Consider the following 18,970-nt stretch of genomic DNA (forward strand, 5'->3'; position numbering starts at 1 on the left):
GCCATGAAGCAAATTGTCTGCTGCCAAGCTTACATGTGCCCGGAATGCGGAAGTCCCCATTCCGGGCACACCTCCCCACGTCATCAACGTTCGGGCCCAGCATGACCGCTTCCAAATAGGTTATTTTACCTTACGTCAGCCTGAAAAATCAGCAAATTGACCAATGAAGCCTAAAAAATCGGCGAACTTTCAACGTTTTATCTTCGAAAGCTCCGAAACCTTTGGCGTTTCCTTTAGACTTTCAGCGCACCTTCTAAACCGGGAGAAGTCACACCTGTCTGCCGTAAGTGGGGAAGTAAAGTGCTATTCAAACGAAAGTCACGCGAAGTAGCCGTCGCCAAGTCGCACACGCCACCCGCTGTCGCCCAGTCTGGCTCAAAAGGCAAGTTTCAGCTTTCAGTGAGAACTCAGTTTCTGGGTGGTCTGGGGATCATGTTCCTGTGTGCGGCCGGCGTAGGAGCCAGCGGACTTTTCGCGGCCAGCCAGGTGCAAAATACGGTCCGCACCGCAAAAGAGGCCAGCGAAATCCAGGGGCAGTTGCCCGGCTTGCTGACGGACGTGAGCGACTTCGAACTGACCGGAACTCAAGCGTCAGCTGAAGCTGTCCGCACCAACATTTCCAAAATCACCAGTCAGACCGAAAACCTGGCGATCATTTCGCCCGACCAGACCTCCAGTCTGGCGGACCTGACCAGCGGCCTGAACACCTCCTTTGAAAACCTCGCCAGAACACGGCAGGAACGGGATCAGGCCGTAGCCGACCTAAACACCTTGACCTCCAACTTGGTGACCCACGCCAACACTGCCTTTGACCGCATCGGCAAGTTGCTGGAACGACGCAAGGCCGTCGCTATGGTCAACGAGGGAAGCCTGCACAAGCTGTCCGGTGTTGTTCCCCGCATGAGTAATCTGCGCGTTGGCGTCGTGATGTTGCAGAAGGACCTGCCCATTCTCGCCCTCCAGCCTGACGCCGCAATCGCCAAGACGGTTTTGGATCAGATCAGCCAGGTCGAGAAGGACGCCAAAGCCATTCGTCGTGCGGTAAAGACCGATGAAACCAAGGCCCTGGTCAAGGAATTGCAGACAACCACAAAGTCCCTGACGAAGGCCATTGCAGCCCATTCCAAAGCAGGCACCTCGTCCGCAGATGCCAACATGTTTGCGCGCGAACTTGCAACTCTGTCAGGACATATCAAGCAGCTTGCCACGGCGGTCGGTACGCCGATGAAGGAAATGTCGATCGATCTCAAGTCCTTCAATGACGAAAGCTCTGCGCTCGCCTACCTCTCGACCAACACCCAGACCTTGGCGCGCAGTGCCTTTTCCATGAAGAGCCTCTACGCCAATTACCTCAAGCAGCAGAATGCGACGACCGCCGAAGAGCTGGCCCAAGAAGCAGCCCTGATCAGCACGGTTAGTGAAAACATGGCCACGACCAAGTCGGCGACGCAGGTTGTCACCCATGACAGGGAAGTCGAAAACGCCCTAAAGGAAGCTGTCACCCCGTTGCTCGAAACCGCCAATCTGGTGTCGCAACAGCTTGGGGGGACCTTCGCACGGGTGGCTGAAGTGGAAACCCATCTGCAGAACGCCGATGAAGCCTTTACCAGCGCCGTCACCGGTCTGGCCGAAACAGCCCGTTTGATCAGTTCTCGGTCCGGTGAACTCGCTGTCAACTCCGGCCAGAAGGCACAGATTGAGATCGTCGCAGCCTTGATTGCAGCAGTCGTCATCAGTGCGCTGCTGGCCTACATGCTCTCCCGCAGCATTATATCTCCCCTGCGCAGCCTGACCACCGCCATGGGCCTTCTCCGCGATGGGCAGACAGATCTGACAATCCCGGCAGAACACCGCCAGGATGAGATCGGCGACATGGCCCGCGCTGTCGGCACCTTCTGTAAGCGCGAACACGAGCGCCATCGTCTGGAAGCTGAACAACACAAAACCGATGCCGCAGCAACAGCGCGTCAGGCTCGGATCGATGCGCTGATCACGTCCTTCCGCAGTGACATTGAACAGGGACTTTCCAGCGTTTCCAGCAACATGTCTCAGCTGGAAGCCACAGCTGAGACGTTGAGTGGCATCGCCACCAGCACATCGTCCAAAAGCGAGGAAGTCTCTGGAGCCTCACAGGAGGCGACCAGCAACGTTCAGACCGTAGCTGCTGCCACCGAAGAGTTGACCGCCTCCGTGCAGGAAGTTGGGCGCCAGGTGCACGACACACTGGATCAGGTTGAAAAAGCCACCGGCGCCACCCGCACCTCGACCGAGCAGGTACGTGGCCTGTCTGTTGCCGCCGACAAGATCGGCAGCGTCGTCTCCCTCATTCAGGAGATCGCCGAGCAGACCAACTTGCTGGCACTGAACGCCACCATCGAAGCGGCTCGTGCCGGCGAAGCAGGACGCGGCTTTGCAGTCGTCGCGTCTGAGGTAAAGGAACTGGCCACTCAGACCTCGAAGGCAACAGAGGAAATTTCCTCGCATATTACAGAGATCCAGTCCTCCACCCGCGGCGCCGTTGAAGCCATCTCAGCCATTATGAGCATGATGGACAGGGTCAACGAAACAGCCACTGCCATGGCCGCTTCCGTCGAGCAGCAGACAAGTGCCACCGCCGAGATCTCCGGCAGCATCACCCACGCTGCAGCACGCACCGCGAATGTGACCGACAACATCGGCATTGTGTCCCAGCAATCCGATGAGACACGCAAGTCAGCTGCACAGGTTGAACAAATCACCGATGATGCCAACGAACAGCTCAACGGTCTGACCCGAAGCATCGAAACCTTCCTGAAGGACGTTGCCGCCGCTTGAGGTCGAACAGTCATTCAAGGCGTCTCTTACCATCAAAACAACAAGGGCCCTTCGCGGGGCGCTTTTTTCCAACGCATAAGTCTTTGACACAGAAAGGTATTTACGTAGGCTATGTGATCTATTTTTCTAAGGTGCTCGATTTTTTATGGCAAACGCAGTTTTTTACCACAAGCCAGACAGCATTTATGATGACGACCCGGCTACCCAATATCATTTCCCGAAGCAATATCTCTCTCGTGTAGAAAAAACCGTCAACGACTGGATCATTTACGATGGTCCAATTCGGGAAAAAAGGTCGATATTATTCGGCAGTAGCACGAGTTACGTCGATCTATCGTGATCCGAACAAGATCAATCATTTCTATGCGAAACTTTCTGACTTTCTCGACTTCGATCAGCCAGTGGCTTGTTCGTTTAATGGTGGGTTCGAACCCAATTTCGTTTTGCCAAGTGGAGAAATTAACCCCGGATATCGAGTCCAAGCTGTTCGCATTATTGATACAGATGTTTTCACTGCGGTTTGCTCGGCCGGGCTCACAGAAAAAGAGCACTGGCCAGATCGACGAGACGATATTGATTTAGATGGTCAAGCGAACGAGGGCACCTTCTCCGGGTTTGGGGATCAACCGCAAGCGAAATTTGAAGAGTTGTCCGCGTACGAAGAAAATCTTCCGCTGGAAAGAATTACGATATCTCACCTGACGAACCGAAGGTTTCGAGATATCCGGTTTCGCAAACATATTCGTGAACTTTATGATCGGCGATGTGCCCTGATAGGGCTTCGACTCATCAATGGAAAAGGTCGTCCAGAAGTAGAGGCTGCACATATACGCCCCATCTCAGACGGCGGTAGTGATTCCGTCCAAAATGGCATTGCATTATCGGGGACGGTGCACTGGATGTTCGACCGAGGACTACTGTCACTATCCAATTCTTTTGATATCCTAAAATCGAGATATCTCAATTATGATGTTACTCATATTTTAAACAAGGACATGAAAGCTATCGTACCCTCCGAACCTTCGCTGCAGCCTCATTCAGAATATTTAGCTTGGCACAGAGAACGTATTTTCAAGCAATAATAACTTACGAAAAGAATTCGGATCAGAAAGATTAACCGCCCAAATTTCGCCTTAATTCAGGCGCTTCTTCTGTTTCAAGCGGATCAAACGCGTCCAGCGTAAGCCACTCTCCGGCAACCTCTTTTTTGATGCCCCCGCCATCGGAAAGGAAACCGTCAGAGGGACCCAAGCCGCTGCCATAGCCCCTCCCCTGAGATTCTCAGGGCAAGCTTGGCAGCCGCGCCCGAGACCGCCCTCCTGAAAAGCCATATCCTCCCGAACCAATCCTAAGGATTTCGGACATGACCCTTCGTGCGTTCTCGCAAGTCGGCCTGGTTGCCGCTGCTCTGCTCGTCTCTGGCCTGGCTCAGGCCGCAGACTTTGTAACCTCCCGCGTCAAGAGCTGGGATCCAGTCTCCCGCACGCTCGTGCTGACCGACAAGACCCAATTCCAGGCGATCCCATCCGACATCATCCTTCCGGACGCAATTCAGGCCGGGCAGACCGTCACAGTCAGCTACATCGGATCTGAAGACGGGGTCTCCAAGCTCTTGTCGATCCGTATTCAACCATAATCGGAGCCCGTCCCTCTTGGGGAGCACACGCCCTGAGCCTGCGCTTCCCAGCCCCCTTTACTTCTCTCGGCCCCACCTGCCCCTGTCCCATGCGGGATAGCTCCCGCGCACTCTTTCCTGGTTTGATCATGCCACTAGCTTCTCTTCATCAATCCGCCTTCGCACTGAAAAGCCTCATCACGTCTACCGCTTTGGCTTTAGTACTGGCCGTATCCGCAACAAGCGTCGCCCAGGCGGAAGAAATCACCGGCATCGTCGCCTCCGTCGACTATGAAGACGCAATCATCGTGCTGGAAGATGGCTCAACCCTCATCCTGCCGGAAGACACTGACACCGAAGCCTATGAACCTGGTCAGATGATCCAGGCCACCTATGAAATGGATTCTGACGGCAACCTCATCGTTCTCGAACTGGCGATTGCCGAATAACCCCCATCGATACCCATGCCAGTCTGCCTGCAGGCTTTAAAACCGCACGCACCCTTTGCCCGAGGGTCGACCAGGCGCCTGTGGACATTGCCTACAACTTGCCTCCTGACAGTCCGCTGTCAGGAGGCCTTTTCTGTTCAGGGAACAAAGGCGCAACACCCCCTTTTCTCCTGACACCTCATGTCCCATATTGCATTGCATGAGCAATAAGACCTCCTCCCCATCCAAGCCCAAGTCCGAAACGCCAGAGCCCAAGGGTTTCGGCGAAGCCCCACAGCCCCCCTTTGAGGGCGCCCCCTTGTCGGGCAGCATTTCCGATTGGGCGAAGGAATTGGAAGTAGACGCACAAAAGCCGGCCCCGAAGGCTGCCAAAAAAAACAGCCCGACAAAGACGAAGCCGGTTAAATCGGCCAGGGGCACATCCATGGGCAAGGCCGACACGGCCCGCGAGCGGGCCTCAGGGGGCCTCAACCCGGTCGCCGGCATGGATATGACCCTTGAAGAGGCCGAAGAGCTTGAGGACAAGCTCAAGGCCCACAAGAAAGAAACCAAGAAGAAGAGCCGAGCAGAATCGAAGTTCGGTGAATTGACCGGCAACCAGGGCGCGACAGCAACCGTCGAAGCCCTGTCTGCGCTGATTGAATCCGGCAACCCCCTACACAAGAACGGCAAAATCTGGACACCACACCGCCCCGAGCGACCGGAGAAGTCCGAAGGCGGTGTCACGATCCAGCTGAAATCGCAGTATGAACCTGCCGGTGATCAGCCAACAGCCATCGCCGAGCTTGTAGAAGGTATCACCACCGGCGAGCAAACACAGGTGCTTCTGGGTGTCACCGGCTCGGGCAAGACCTACACCATGGCGCAGGTGATTGAACGGACCCAGCGCCCGGCATTGATCCTTGCTCCCAACAAGACCTTGGCGGCTCAGCTCTACGGCGAGTTCAAATCCTTTTTCCCCGACAACGCGGTGGAATATTTCGTTTCCTACTACGACTATTATCAGCCGGAAGCCTATGTTCCGCGCACGGACACCTACATCGAGAAGGAATCCTCGATCAACGAGCAGATCGACAGGATGCGCCACTCCGCCACACGCTCACTGCTCGAGCGCGATGACTGCATCATCGTCGCCTCCGTCTCCTGCATCTACGGCATTGGCTCGGTCGAAACCTACACCGCCATGACCTTCGCCATCGAAGTCGGCGAACGCATTGACCAGCGCCAGCTCATAGCCGATCTCGTGGCTCTGCAGTACAAGCGCAATGATGCCGCCTTCCAGCGCGGCACCTTCCGCGTTCGTGGCGATACCATCGAGCTTTTTCCGGCCCACTATGAGGACCAGGCTTGGCGCATTTCCATGTTCGGCGACGAGATCGAGGCGATCACTGAATTCGATCCCTTGACCGGCAACAAGTCCGGTGAGCTGAAGCAGGTCAAGGTCTACGCCAACTCGCACTATGTCACCCCCAAGCCGACCCTGGATCAGGCCATCAAGTCGATCAAGAAAGAGCTGAAGGAGCGCCTGGTCGAGCTGAACAACCATGGCCGCCTGTTGGAAGCCCAAAGGCTCGAGCAGCGGACCCAGTTCGACCTTGAGATGTTGGAAGCGACAGGTTCCTGTCAGGGTATCGAAAACTATTCACGCTACCTCACAGGCCGCGCACCGGGCGATCCGCCGCCCACACTGTTCGAATATTTGCCGGACAACGCCATTGTCTTCGCAGACGAGAGCCATGTCACCATCCCTCAAATCGGCGGCATGTACCGAGGCGATTTTCGACGCAAGGCGACGCTGGCCGAATATGGTTTCCGCCTGCCGTCCTGCATGGACAACCGTCCACTACGGTTTGAGGAATGGAACGCCATGCGGCCCCAGTCCGTCGCTGTCTCGGCAACACCTGGCAGTTGGGAGTTGGAAGAAGCCGGCGGCGTTTTCGCCGAACAGGTTATCCGCCCCACAGGTCTGGTTGATCCGGAGATCGAGATCCGTCCTGCGACGTCCCAGGTCGATGATCTGCTGGGCGAAGTGCGCGAGACCGCAGCAAAGGGTTATCGCACACTTGTCACCACACTGACCAAGCGCATGGCAGAGGATCTGACCGAATACCTGCATGAAAACGACGTCCGCGTCCGTTACATGCACTCCGACATCGACACGCTGGAACGGATTGAAATCTTGCGAGATCTCCGGCTAGGTGCCTTCGATGTGTTGGTCGGTATCAACCTGTTGCGGGAGGGTCTCGACATTCCCGAGTGTGCGTTGGTCGCCATCCTGGATGCGGACAAGGAAGGCTTCCTGCGCTCGGAAACATCGCTGATCCAGACCATCGGCCGTGCGGCCCGTAACGTCGACGGAAAGGTCATCCTGTACGCTGACCGCATGACCGGATCGATGGAGCGCGCCATCGCCGAAACCAACCGGCGTCGTGAAAAACAGCAGGCCTATAACGACGAGCACGGCATCACACCTGAGAGCGTCAAGCGCAACATCGGCGACATACTGGAGAGCGTTTACGAGCAGGACCACGTCACAGTCGAGGCGGGCTTCGCCGACGGCGGCAACCTGGTCGGCCACAATCTCAAGGCCCATATCGACGACCTGGAGCGCCAGATGCGCGAAGCCGCCAGCGATCTCGACTTCGAAACCGCGGCCCGATTGCGAGACGAGGTCAAGCGTCTGCGTCAAACCGAGCTGGTAGTTGCCGATGATGCCATGGCACGACAGTCATCCATAGACAGTCAGACCGGCGGCTATCAGGGCGACAAGAAATTCGGCGCCGGTGGGACAAAATCAGGCGCTTCGGGCAAGAAGAAAGAAACGGCTGCGGACCGGGCAAAAGCAGCCAAGGCCAAGAACGCTGGCCTCGCGCCAAGCTCCAAGGTTCGCAAGAACTCCCTCGACGAAATGACTGTTGGCCGTACGGAAGTGCCTCTTTCCGACAAACCCATGCCGACCAAGCCGATCACCGTCATCCAGTCCGACGAAGACGTACAACCCTTGCGCCGCGGCAAGATCGGTACCGGCTCCTACGAAGACCCCGCAGACGAAAAGAAACGGCGGGGACGGCCGAAGAAGTCAGGAAGACCCGGGCAGTAGAGTTCGACCAGACTTTGGTTCACCCCTCTACTGCCCACTCTGATCAGCGCCTAACTCAACCAATGCCAGTCGCCTCTCCCGTCCCCCTCGTGTTAGACCAGTGCTGTTCGGGGATCCATGCCAATACAGCGCCGCGCACGTAGCCTTTCGATGTCGCATGGGAACGGTATGGATGCCATAGTCGAGCCATGGCATGACGGCGGGCTCGATTGGTAGCGAGGGGAGTAAACCCTTTAAAGATGATCACCTGTCCCGGCTGCGTCTTCAGATCAGAGTCTTCCGATCGTGCAATGGTCTCTCAGGCTTCCGGTTCGACCGTGAAATGCAGGGGGAAGCCTAATCGGCGAGCCGAGTTGATCGCGCGATCGGCCTTGGTTTCAGCCACATCGCGTGGATAGACAGAGACCATGCAGGCCCCCTTCTGGTGAGCCGTGACCATCACCATTTCAGCCTGTGAAGAATCCAGCCGAAACTCCAGCTTCAACACCGAGACAACAAAATCCCGGGGCGTGAAGTCGTCGTTCAACAAGACCACACGATACAGCTTTGGCCGGTCTGTCTTGATCTTCGCCTTCAGGCGAGGTTTGAGATTGATGTCGCTCATAGTGAGGTCACCTAATACTGCAGGGTTGCTATGGCCCGCACCGGCATAAGGCGGAGCGACAGCACCAACGATCAGCCAGTATGGCAAATTTGATGTCAGTCTTTCAATCAGTCTCATCACGGACGCCATGTTCGGCGTCAGTGGTTCGTGAGCTCGCAAAACGTCCACCACGCCTCGCAACTGAATTGCAAGTCACCGCGATGTCATCACGCCATTGCTCGAGCGATCCATTGCACCCTTGCGCCAATCAGCCCCCATCAGGGTGCCACCACTTCCGCGTCAAGGGCACCTGCTCAGCATGCGAGCTTTCGCTTATGCGATCAGAATGAAACACCTTGGACCAAATAAAACGTGATCGGTCCAATCGGCAACCAAACGCGTAGAAAAACATATTGTCCAAGACGCCCTGACATGAAACCAACAAGGAGCATTTCATGATGCAGTCTGTAAAACGCGTCTCCTCGCCGTCACAAACCACAGCGTATCCGAAACACCACAGAAGCTGGACAAGGTTGAGGGCCATACTGATCAGCCTGACCCTTGGTGCTTTCGCGGCGATTACGCCCGCGTCGGCAGATATCGGCTCCGCGGGCAAGAAGATCGTACCGTCGGCCCAACTGGTTGGCTCGGGCACCATGACGTTTCTCGGATTTCGCGTGTTCAAGGCCGAACTCTATGCGCCCGATGGCAGCTATGATCCGCAAAGCCCTTTTGCTTTGAAGCTGATCTATCAGCGAAATTTCAAAGGCAAGGATATTGTCGAACGATCCATCGATGAGATCCGCAGCCAGGGTGTCACCAATCAGGCCAAGCTGAACAGCTGGCGACAGAAAATGGAGGCCATCTTTCCAAATATCCAGAAGGGCCAGTCCATAACTGGGCTCAGAACCGGGAATGGCAGCGCACTGTTTTATTCCGGGAATCGCAAGCTTGGAGAAATCCGTGACCGGGAGTTTACACGCTACTTCTTTTCCATCTGGCTGGGGTCCCACACTCAGGATCAGCGACTGAGAAACAAGCTGATCGGGAAAAGCTCCTGACCCAAACTCATCCTAGAAGCCTGGAAAATCGGCATTTGAAACCTTCTCCAGTGCAGCTGGCCCTTCATGGAGCAATGGCTTTTCCGTTGGCCTTTGCCGGTTTACCAATCTATCTCCACGCACCAGACTTTTACGCCACCGCACTCGGGGTGCCATTGACAACCTTGGGCTTGGTGCTTCTGGTGCTGCGCCTGATCGACGCCGTGCAGGACCCACTGATTGGTCTGATTGGCGATCGCTATCCGCAACACCGCCAGCTTTTGCTGCTGAGTGGCGTCGTCGGGCTGGGCGCAGGCCTCACGATGCTGTTTCATCCGCATCACAGTGCGCCTATCACCTGGTTTGCGCTCTCCGTACTACTTTGCACGACTGGTTTTTCCATTGTCACCATTTTCCTGCAAACGCTTGGCGGCCTGTGGGATGTCGCAGAAGTCGAACGCTCACGGATTACCAGCTGGCGTGAGGCGATCGGGCTTCTGGGGCTTTTGACTGCTGCTGCAGGTCCAGCGCTGTTAGGGGTAAGCAGCAACCCTCAACGCGCCTTTCACCTCTACTCTCTGTACTATTTGCCCATTCTGGCTGTCGCGACAGCGGCATTGCTCTACTGGACGACACAGGTTCGTCTGCTCTCTCAGCAGCAGGATAAGAACGACCATGCCAAGAAGCTCCTTCGATGGCGGGACATCTTCAGTCATCCCTGGCGCCGTCGCTTCTTTGCCCTTTATGGCTTGAACACCCTGGCCAGTGCCATCCCTGCCGTACTGGTGTTGTTCTTCATACGCGACAGGCTGGAGGCAGAAGCGGCGACCGGCACATTTCTGATGATCTATTTTCTTTCCGGCGCTGGCTCGATGCCGATTTGGCACTTTGTCGCAACCCGGCTTGGCAAATATCGAGCCTGGGGTGGTTCCATGGGCGTTGCCATCGTCACTTTCATATGGGCCAGCTTCCTTGGCCCGGGCGATCTCTTCGCTTACGGCGTGATTTGCGCCCTATCAGGCCTGGCTCTTGGGGCAGACCTGGCATTGCCGCCCGCCATACTTGCGGATCACATCAATGACAGCGCCGGAAGCAGGGAAGCCTCACGGCTTTTTTCGGTTACCACGCTCACAACCAAAACTTCTCTGGCCTGTGCGACGGGCCTTGTTCTGCCGCTCCTCGGCTTCGCGGGCTATCAACCAGGCGAGGCCTTGCCAATGGGACTTGGCCCTTTGCTGAATATCACCTACGCGACACTTCCCTGCTGCCTGAAAATCCTTTGCCTCGTTATGCTACTGCGCTGGCAAGGCGGAGGCACAGCAAGAAGCGCGCTTTTCGACACACCGGTTTAGGCCGGGGAGCGGTTTGGCCAACCACCCTGTCTTCTCCAATTTCGAGTCTGTTTCCAGGGACCACGCCTTCGCGCAGGCCTTGCAGCAGCGCTCCGGTTGCAGCAATCCTTGTAATTCCGCCACAGGCTCCGGGCTTTCTCTCAACAGCCCTTTGTCATTCCCACTATCCCCAGAAGCCTTGCCATAAGCTGAGCCTTCTCCATGAGAGAGCTTGAAACGACCCTTGGGGAATGCTCTCTTTGCGCGGAATTTCTGTGAATCGAAAAAATGGGAGCATGGCATTGCCTTATCCGTGTCCCAGAACAAATACATGAGACAGCTGCCAGAGCAGATATGCAAGGCAGCATCCGGTCCACGCGGTAGAACGAACCGGCCCTTTGCCAACCATTGAACCCGCCGCCCTGGTCTAGTCAGGGTCAGGAGGAGTAATAATGCCTGCAGTGCGGAATTTCTTCGGTGCCATCTCGGCCCACATGTTTGTTGCACCAACCCGCCTTTTCGCAAGACGGTCCAAACGCCATCTGGTCTCAGGGCTTGCGATACTCTTTGGCGTCACCATGCTAACGATGGGCATACCAGGCGACTTCACTGTGGTTACGCCGGCGAGTGCTGCGGGAGAACGCATGGTCCCGGAGGGTAACCGCTATCGCTCCCAACCCAACATTCCCTCTGCCTCGGCGCGCCGCACCCAGGCCTTTGCCTCGAGCTACGATGCAAAATTCGAGAAAGTGGTCGCTGTCCTGCGCCGCGATCGCGGCCTGATCAACTCTATCAAGCGGGTCGCCCGCAAATACGGCATTGATCCAATTCACATGATTGGTGCCATCGTTGGCGAGCACACCTACAATTACAACACACTCGATAGCGCCCAGTCCTACTACATCAAGGCACTGTCCTACGCCGGACTGAACATCGAATTCGAGTATAATGGCGAGCACGTGCTCGATTTCGTTGAGAAATCCGAGTTTGACGGTTGCCGCAAAGGATCACCGGACAGCGATGGTCTCTGGAGCTGCTACGAAAGAACCTGGGACAGCAGCTTCCGTCGCCGCAAGGTGGGCGGGGAGCGCTACCCCAACAAAAGCTTCAACGAGACCTTCTTTCAGCCGCTGTTTGCCGGTCAGAGCTTTGGCCTGGGACAGCTCAGCCCGCTGACCGTTCTGAAGATGAGCGATCGCGTCAACAAAACCTCCGGCCTGCGCAAGCTGGACGCCCGCAACGCCTCTGATGTTTACAGTGCAACGATGGACCCGAGCAAATCGCTGCACTACATGGCAGCCATCATCAAGGATTCCATCGACGCTTATAAAAGCGTTGCCCGCGTGGATATCTCCGAAAACCCAGGTCTGACCGCCACTTTGTATAATCTTGGTGATCCATGGAGCAGAGCCCGCAAGTTCCGCAGCTCCGGCCGTCCCTGGCCGCGCGAGAATTATTACGGCTGGTTGGTCAACGAACGGATCAAGGACCTGGAAGAAATCCTTTGAACCGGCCGGGTCCTCAATCACCCATACGAAGAAGTTAGGACGAACTCGACCTAACGCAAAAACGGGTTGGTTTGGCGCTCTTCGCCGATCGTCGAAGCCGGTCCGTGGCCGGGCAGGAAGCTGACGTCATCGCCCAACGGCAACATTTTCTCCTTGATCGAACGGATCAGAGTATCGTGATCCCCTCCCGGCAAATCCGTCCGACCAACAGAGCCCTTGAAGAGCACGTCGCCGGAAATCGCCAGGCGCAATTCCTCATCAAAGAAAATGACGTGCCCCGGTGCATGGCCGGGGCAATGCAGTACCTGAAAGACCCGACCTGCCATTTCCAGGGTGTCGCCGTCCTTCAGCCACAGGTCCGGCTCTACAGTGCGCACATCTGGCATGCCGAACTGTTTTGCCTGATCGCTGACCCGCGCGAGCAACATTCGGTCAGCTTCATGCGGACCTTCCACAGGCACCTTGAGGGCCTCGGCCAGTTCTGCGGCACCACCAACATGGTCGATATGGCCATGGGTAATGACGATCTTCTCCACCTTGACACAATGTTCTCGGATCGCATCCTGGATCAACGGCACATCGCCACCAGGATCAACGACGGCCCCAAGCATCGTTTCCGGGTTCCAGATCAGGGAACAGTTTTGCTGAAAGGCGGAAACCGGGATCACAAGGATCTGAACCGGCGGCAAGGTCTCCTGCGACGGAGTGCCTTCTCCCTTGTTGGAATTCGACATTGAGAACGCTTCCTTTCGACAATAGACGTTGGCAGATCGACAGTAGCTGAGGGTAAAGACAGAAACCGCTCACCCTCTGACCGATCTGTCCTTTTCCTTCCGTGCTGGGTTTCGTACAAGAAGAAACGCTCGAACAATAGCCGCGAGCGATAGAAGGTTGCCAAACACCAATGTCACTCTGTCTCTTCCGCTCACTGATCCTCCTGGCCGCAATTGTTTGCGGGCCTGTGATCGTGGCCGCGGAGGAGACGACGGCTTCCCCTGTCAATCCCCCAGCCGCCAATCCCAAGCCGACCGCTTCAAAGTCAGCGCCCCCTCCTCCTGTCTCGGAACAGGGACAAGTAGCGACGTCCGGGACTGACGAACCGACCAACAAGCTTCGCCCACGCACTCCGCCAACGTTTGAGCGTTGGAGCGTTCACTGCACCAATTCTGGTCTATGCACTGCATCGACCTTCCTGCGTGACCAGTCCGTCTGGGTTGATCTGCGCATCGTCCGCGATTGGCCTGCCGAGGCACCGCCGCTTCTGCGCATCACGGCAAATGCCGCACTCAACGGCGAAAAGTCGATAAGCCTGTCCGTCGACGATCAACAAATTGACGAGATCCAAATCGCTCAACTCCGCGAGAGCCAGCAGGCCATATCAGCCCCGGCAGGATTTCGACCACTGGGCGGTGAAGGCTTCTGGTATCCGGCAGGCCCCACCACAAGCAGTCTGATCCGCGCCATGCTTTCGGGCACCACTCTGAGCATGGATTTGCCGATCGGCGACCAGAATGTCACCGTCAGGCTTCCACTTGCCGGGCTACATCATTCCTTGACCTGGTTGGATGAGCAGCAAAACCGTCAAAACACGCGCAATGCCATCATTCTGACAGGCAACTCAGCCGCAAAAAACGCACCCCACGCCTTGCCAGTTCTCGATCCTGCGAGCTTGCCTGCAGCCGTTAGCGAAGCCTGGGACGCCAACCGCTTCTGCTCCGACATAGATCCGACAATCTTTACCAATCTCGATGCAGTGATTGCCCCCATTGATGAAAAGACCAAGCTCTATCTGCTGCCTTGTGGCGCCCCCAACGCCTATAATACCCCATACGTCGCTTTGCATTCTGTCGCCGACGGCAAAACCCGGCAACTGCCGGTCGCACGCATGTCCGACCAAGGCCCCATCGCCACAGAGCTGATCTACAACCTTCGATGGAACGCCGCGACGCGCGAGCTGGATGGGCTTTACCGTGGCTCAGGCATCGGCGACTGCGGTGTCTGGAACCGTTGGCGCTGGACAAGCAGCGGCTTCGCCCTGATCGAGGAAGCCAGCCGTACCACCTGTGACGGCAAGGAAACTCCACTGCAAGACTGGCCGCTCACCTGGCCTGCCGTAACGGCAAGTAAATAGCGCCATTCTTGAGGATTCACTTGCGATTTTGACCAAGCCGCCGTTATTATAAAAGTGCAGTGGACTGGAGTGGGAGTTGCGGTGACGTATTGGCACCTAATCCTGTTTTCATGTGGGCGAGTGTGAGACTGCGCACGAGCCGGGGACACCCGTAATTTCCGGGTGAATTTCGACTTATTGTGCCGATGAGCGGAAGGCACACAGTTAAGGTGATTTGGTAATGCACGATGGTGATTCGGACCGGCGTTCGCGCGGACGTCGCGGCGGCAAGCGCGAGTTCGGTGGTCCGCAAGACTTCGGCAGTGATTTTGGCGGCGGTTTCCCTGACTGGAACAGCGGCAATCAAAGCGGTTACAACGACGGTGGCCGGGACGGCGGTTACGGCAGTGACCGTCGCGGCGGTCGGCGCGAAGGTGCCGGCGGTTATGGTGGCGACAGCCGAGACGGCGGCTACGGTGGCGGCAACCGTGAAGGCGGTGGCGGCTACGGCGGCCAGCGACGCGAAGGCGGCTATGGCGGTGGTGCTTCGGGTGGCGGTCGTGAAAGTGGCGGCGGTTACGGTGGTGGCAACCGCGAAGGCGGTGGCGGCTACGGCGGCCAGCGACGCGAAGGCGGCTATGGCGGCGGTGCTCCGGGTGGCGGTCGTGAAGGTGGCGGCGGTTACGGTGGCGGCAACCGCGAAGGCGGTGGCGGCTACGGCGGCCAGCGACGCGAAGGCGGCTATGGTGGCGGCGATCGCGAAGGTGGCTTCCGTCCACGGCCACCACGTCCCGAATTCGATACCCCTGCTGAACGTGGCCCGCGTCAGGCCGGAACGGTCAAATTCTTCAAGTCCGACAAGGGTTTTGGCTTCATCACCCCGGACAACGGAGAAAACGACGTTTTCGTTCATATTTCCGCGGTGGAACGCTCCGGCATGACGACGCTCGAAAGCGGCCAAAGGATCTCCTTTGAAACCGAGCCGGATCGGCGCGGCAAGGGCCCTAAGGCAGTCGACCTGCAGGTCGTTGAAGACGATGGCGCAGCTCCGGCAAGCGAAGCTTTCAGCAACGACGGCAGCGACGACGCAGCCTGAGTGTTGCCAATGCTGTTGCGGTCTTAAATCACATCCTTCCCGGACTGGCCTGCTCCGCAGGCTCCCCGGGAAGGATACCTGATTGATTTATTGAACCGTACGGAACCGGTTTCACCTTCCTTCAATTCGAACGCATCCATCCCCCAACACCCCAAGGCCTGACTTCCCCCTGGAGTGTCATGGTGCAAAAAAGCGCTGCGGTGTTCTTGAGCATATTCGCGATCAATCGCCTGAGACAGGTCTCGAAGCCACCGAGGCACCTCCTTCAGGACGGCAGCCGGTTGCGTGTCCTGTCGCTACCTTTGGCAAGCTCCCTCTTACGAAATCACTGGCCTTGAGCTGCCAGCCTGTGTAAACGGGACATTCTACAGCTCAACCAGCCAATATCGTGGCCGCAGCACTCTCCGCTCTGGGTGCGCACCCGCACCGGCAAGGCCGACTGTAGGACACCATGACCAGTCACCCGACCAGAGACACCTTCATGAGCCCGGCCTCTTCCGATCCGTCGTCCCCTGTTGCCGCACCTGCCGAGGGACTGTCCATCCGCGAGTATCGCACCGGCGACCTCGCCAGCCTGATCAGCATGAACAACAAGGCTGTTCCCGCCGTCAACGACCTTTCCGCCGAAGAGTTGGTCGACCAGATCGCGCAAGCCCGAACCTGTCTCGTCGCTGCCGAAGGAGAAGCCCTGCTAGGTTTTCTCCTGTGCTACGCCGAAAAAATGGACTACGACAGTCGCAATTATCTCTGGCTGAATGAACGACTGGACCGCTTTTTCTACACCGACCGCATTTGCGTCGATGAAGATCAGCGCGGCCGCCGCATCGGCGAAAAGCTCTATCAAGCTCTCTTCGCCAAGTTCGAGACCGAAGCTGTGCCGTTCTGCTGTGAAGTCAACACCCGCCCGGCCAACCCCGGCTCCCTGCGCTTTCACAAGCGCTTGGGCTTTGAGGAAATCGGCGAGGCGGAAATGGGCGACAAAGCCGTTGTCTATCTGAAACGCTGACGCCACAAATACAGCAAGTCGCCCCGACCATACAGGCCGCTGACCCGGACTTCATCCGGGCCCTGGAGACAACCATGAATTACCGCCACGCCTATCATGTTGGCAACATCGGCGACGTCCTCAAGCACGCGGTTCTAACCCGGCTCATCCTCTATTTTCAGCGCAAGGAAAAAGGCTTCCGTGTGCTGGATACTCACGCCGGTATCGGTCGCTATGACTTGACGTCCGTGGAGACAAGAAAGACCGGGGAATGGCAGCAGGGCATCGACAAAGTGATGGCCGCCGACTTTTCTTCCGCAGCGCAGGAGCTTCTGGCGCCTTGGTTGGACGTGATCCAGGCCGAAAACCCGAATGGTGAACTGAAAGTCTACCCGGGATCGCCCCTGCTTGCCCGCCGCCTGATGCGCAATCAGGACCGCCTGACACTGACGGAACTCCACCCCGCAGACTATGCAACTCTAGCGAAGGTTTTCGCGGATGACTTCCAGGTCAAGACGATCCATCTCGATGCCTGGCTCGCCCTCAACAGCTTTTTACCGCCAAAAGAAAAGCGCGGCCTGGTCATTATCGACCCTGCCTATGAAGAGACCGATGAGTTCGAACAGATTGCCAATGCCGTCGTCAAAGGCTGGCGCAAGTGGACAACGGGGACCTTCGCCATATGGTACCCGCTGAAGGACCTGCGCTCCATCCGACGTATGCATCAGACCTTCAAGGACGAAGGCCTGAAAGACGTTCTGCGGTTCGATCTGAGGGTCGCCCCGAGTAATCCGGACTCGACAATGATGGGCTCTGGAATGACGATCATCAATCCGCCCTTCACCCTGGCTAACGAGATGAACATCCTGCTGCCTGAACTTTGCGAAGTCCTCCGTACCACTCCAGGGGCGGGATGGTCGCTCGAGCAGATCATCGACGAATAGTCAAACCGGGCGCTGAGGCATCCCTGTTACACTCGGGGAATTTCCGACTCTCAACCGTACACACAGCACGAGGGTCGCCTTGACCGGCTCAATCCGGTGCGCCATCGTTGCGATCAATTCAGACCCTTGTCCGGTGCCCCTGCCGAAGCATTTTGTGGTCTATGGACAGCGCTCAGCAAGGCGCGACCGAAGTGATCCGAATTGGAGCGTATCGCATGTTCACTGCTGATTTTTCCGCAACACTGACGACAAAAGCCCTGCGAGCTGCAGCCCTAGCGGCATGTACGGCCATCGCCTTTGCCTTCCCCGCAGCGGCACACGCCGACTTGCCAGCGTGCGATACACCGTCTGTGATGTCGAAGGTCGAAGCGCAGCTCGCGCGCGCAGAACGCACCTACAGGGACACCAACACCCTGACCGTTCTTGAAAGCCCTTACGAGATGAGCATGGACGACAACAATCAGGCGAGCACTTTGAATCGCCGGTATTGCAGCGCCCGCATCGAAACAACGGCCAGTCGCAGCCGCACCGTTTACTATATGGTCGAGGAAAATGCCGGGTTCCTGGGGCTAACCTGGGGTGTTGAAGCCTGTCAGCCTGGCATGGATGATTGGCGTGTCTATGGTCGTCATTGCCAAACTGTCCGCCCGGACTGAGTTGCCATTCACAAACCCGATTTCAGGAAAGCAATCATATGCTCGTCGTGCGTTCATCCGCCGCCTCCCCTTTTGGCCGCAAGGTCAAAATCGCAGCTGACATCCTGAACCTGAAGCCCCTGCTTCAGGTGGAAGATACGAAAACCGCAGATCCCAATGATCAGATTCGTCAGCAGAACCCGCTTGGCAAGATACCAGCACTCATCCTGGAAGACGGCAGCGTGCTCTACGACAGCCGCGTTATCCTGGAATATCTTGACCACCGGGCTGGTGGGAACAAGATCCTGCCCGTCGGCGAAGCGCGCTTCCCGGTCTTGACCCTCCAGGCACTTGCCGATGGCATCATGGATGCCGGCATCCTGCAGGTGTACGAGAAACGCTTCCGCCCGGCAGACAAGCGCTTTGAAGATTGGCAGGTCTACCAGGCAGCCAAGGTCACCCGTGCGCTTGACGCGCTGGAAGCGTCTCCCCCGACACCGCTGAGCCGACAGTCCGATGCAAACATCGGCACGATCACGCTGGCCTGCGCGCTCGGCTATCTCGACGTTCGCTTTGCCGGTGAATGGCGCCAGAGTTATCCCAAGCTGGTCTCCTGGCTTGAGAGCTTCGAAGAGAACGTTCCGTCTTACGCTGCGACCAGAGTGCCGCCAGCACCGGTGGGAGATACCCCGGAAGCCTTGAAATAAGGCAAGATCAGCGATGGGCAAGATCTTTTGGATTGCCGCCCCCCTGAGAATTA

General features: G+C 57.1%; 16 protein-coding genes. 14 read left to right on the top strand and 2 right to left on the bottom strand.

Translation table 11 applies throughout. The features are described from left to right. The first annotated feature begins 300 nt into the window (after window positions 1-300). The 5 genes from J0X15_RS20320 to uvrB all read left to right on the top strand — a co-directional run bounded on the left by J0X15_RS20320 (window position 301) and on the right by uvrB (window position 7,978). Window positions 301-2,814 (top strand): methyl-accepting chemotaxis protein, encoded by a 2,514-nt coding sequence (locus tag J0X15_RS20320; RefSeq protein ID WP_206937498.1) that lies wholly within the window; start codon window positions 301-303, stop codon window positions 2,812-2,814. Between the two features lie 272 nt (window positions 2,815-3,086). Then, the gene (locus J0X15_RS01070) at window positions 3,087-3,896 is read left to right on the top strand and encodes an HNH endonuclease (protein ID WP_206937500.1); all 810 of its coding nucleotides are present in this window, start codon (window positions 3,087-3,089) and stop codon (window positions 3,894-3,896) included. Between the two features lie 281 nt (window positions 3,897-4,177). After that, window positions 4,178-4,450: a hypothetical protein gene (locus J0X15_RS01075; RefSeq protein WP_206937502.1), complete on the top strand. Its 273-nt coding sequence runs from the start codon at window positions 4,178-4,180 to the stop codon at window positions 4,448-4,450. Between the two features lie 128 nt (window positions 4,451-4,578). Then, window positions 4,579-4,878 carry a DUF1344 domain-containing protein gene (locus J0X15_RS01080; RefSeq protein ID WP_206937504.1) on the top strand — a complete coding sequence of 100 codons (300 nt, stop codon included), beginning with the start codon at window positions 4,579-4,581 and terminating at the stop codon, window positions 4,876-4,878. A 199-nt stretch (window positions 4,879-5,077) separates the two neighbouring features. Further along, window positions 5,078-7,978, top strand: coding sequence for an excinuclease ABC subunit UvrB (gene uvrB, locus J0X15_RS01085; protein WP_206937506.1), 2,901 nt, complete (start codon window positions 5,078-5,080; stop codon window positions 7,976-7,978). 298 nt (window positions 7,979-8,276) lie between these two features. Here uvrB and clpS read toward each other — a convergent pair whose 3' ends face one another. After that, window positions 8,277-8,582 carry an ATP-dependent Clp protease adapter ClpS gene (gene clpS, locus J0X15_RS01090; protein WP_206937509.1) on the bottom strand — a complete coding sequence of 102 codons (306 nt, stop codon included), beginning with the start codon at window positions 8,580-8,582 and terminating at the stop codon, window positions 8,277-8,279. Window positions 8,583-9,016: 434 nt separating this feature from the next. Here clpS and J0X15_RS01095 point away from each other — a divergent pair, with 434 nt between their 5' ends. The 3 genes from J0X15_RS01095 to J0X15_RS01105 all read left to right on the top strand — a co-directional run bounded on the left by J0X15_RS01095 (window position 9,017) and on the right by J0X15_RS01105 (window position 12,440). Continuing rightward, window positions 9,017-9,622 (top strand): chalcone isomerase family protein, encoded by a 606-nt coding sequence (locus J0X15_RS01095; RefSeq protein WP_209014985.1) that lies wholly within the window; start codon window positions 9,017-9,019, stop codon window positions 9,620-9,622. Then, on the top strand, window positions 9,619-10,953 hold the full coding sequence (locus J0X15_RS01100; protein ID WP_331461870.1) for an MFS transporter: 1,335 nt from the start codon (window positions 9,619-9,621) through the stop codon (window positions 10,951-10,953). Before J0X15_RS01095 ends, J0X15_RS01100 begins: the two co-directional genes overlap by 4 nt. A 557-nt stretch (window positions 10,954-11,510) precedes the next feature. Beyond that, entirely contained in the window at window positions 11,511-12,440 is a 930-nt protein-coding gene (locus J0X15_RS01105; protein ID WP_206938267.1) for a DUF1402 family protein, read from the top strand. A 50-nt stretch (window positions 12,441-12,490) separates the two neighbouring features. Here J0X15_RS01105 and J0X15_RS01110 read toward each other — a convergent pair whose 3' ends face one another. Next, window positions 12,491-13,174: an MBL fold metallo-hydrolase gene (locus J0X15_RS01110; protein WP_206937512.1), complete on the bottom strand. Its 684-nt coding sequence runs from the start codon at window positions 13,172-13,174 to the stop codon at window positions 12,491-12,493. Window positions 13,175-13,344: 170 nt separating this feature from the next. Between J0X15_RS01110 and J0X15_RS01115 the strand changes: the two genes are divergently transcribed. From J0X15_RS01115 to J0X15_RS01140, 6 genes are all read left to right on the top strand, one after another. Then, complete coding sequence (locus J0X15_RS01115; protein WP_206937513.1) at window positions 13,345-14,571, top strand: DUF1176 domain-containing protein; 1,227 nt, start codon at window positions 13,345-13,347, stop codon at window positions 14,569-14,571. 220 nt (window positions 14,572-14,791) lie between these two features. Further along, on the top strand, window positions 14,792-15,646 hold the full coding sequence (locus tag J0X15_RS20245) for a cold-shock protein (protein ID WP_206937515.1): 855 nt from the start codon (window positions 14,792-14,794) through the stop codon (window positions 15,644-15,646). A gap of 451 nt (window positions 15,647-16,097) precedes the next feature. After that, a complete protein-coding gene (locus tag J0X15_RS01125; protein ID WP_209014987.1) occupies window positions 16,098-16,652 on the top strand; it encodes a GNAT family N-acetyltransferase in 555 nt (184 codons plus the stop codon). 74 nt (window positions 16,653-16,726) lie between these two features. Further along, on the top strand, window positions 16,727-17,575 hold the full coding sequence (locus J0X15_RS01130) for a 23S rRNA (adenine(2030)-N(6))-methyltransferase RlmJ (protein ID WP_206937517.1): 849 nt from the start codon (window positions 16,727-16,729) through the stop codon (window positions 17,573-17,575). A 215-nt stretch (window positions 17,576-17,790) separates the two neighbouring features. Then, entirely contained in the window at window positions 17,791-18,231 is a 441-nt protein-coding gene (locus J0X15_RS01135) for a cytoplasmic protein (protein ID WP_206937518.1), read from the top strand. A 38-nt stretch (window positions 18,232-18,269) separates the two neighbouring features. Next, entirely contained in the window at window positions 18,270-18,917 is a 648-nt protein-coding gene (locus tag J0X15_RS01140; RefSeq protein ID WP_206937520.1) for a glutathione S-transferase family protein, read from the top strand. Window positions 18,918-18,970: the final 53 nt, after the last annotated feature.

It is taken from the genome of Roseibium limicola (genome assembly GCF_017313085.1).
GTDB lineage: Bacteria > Pseudomonadota > Alphaproteobacteria > Rhizobiales > Stappiaceae > Roseibium > Roseibium limicola.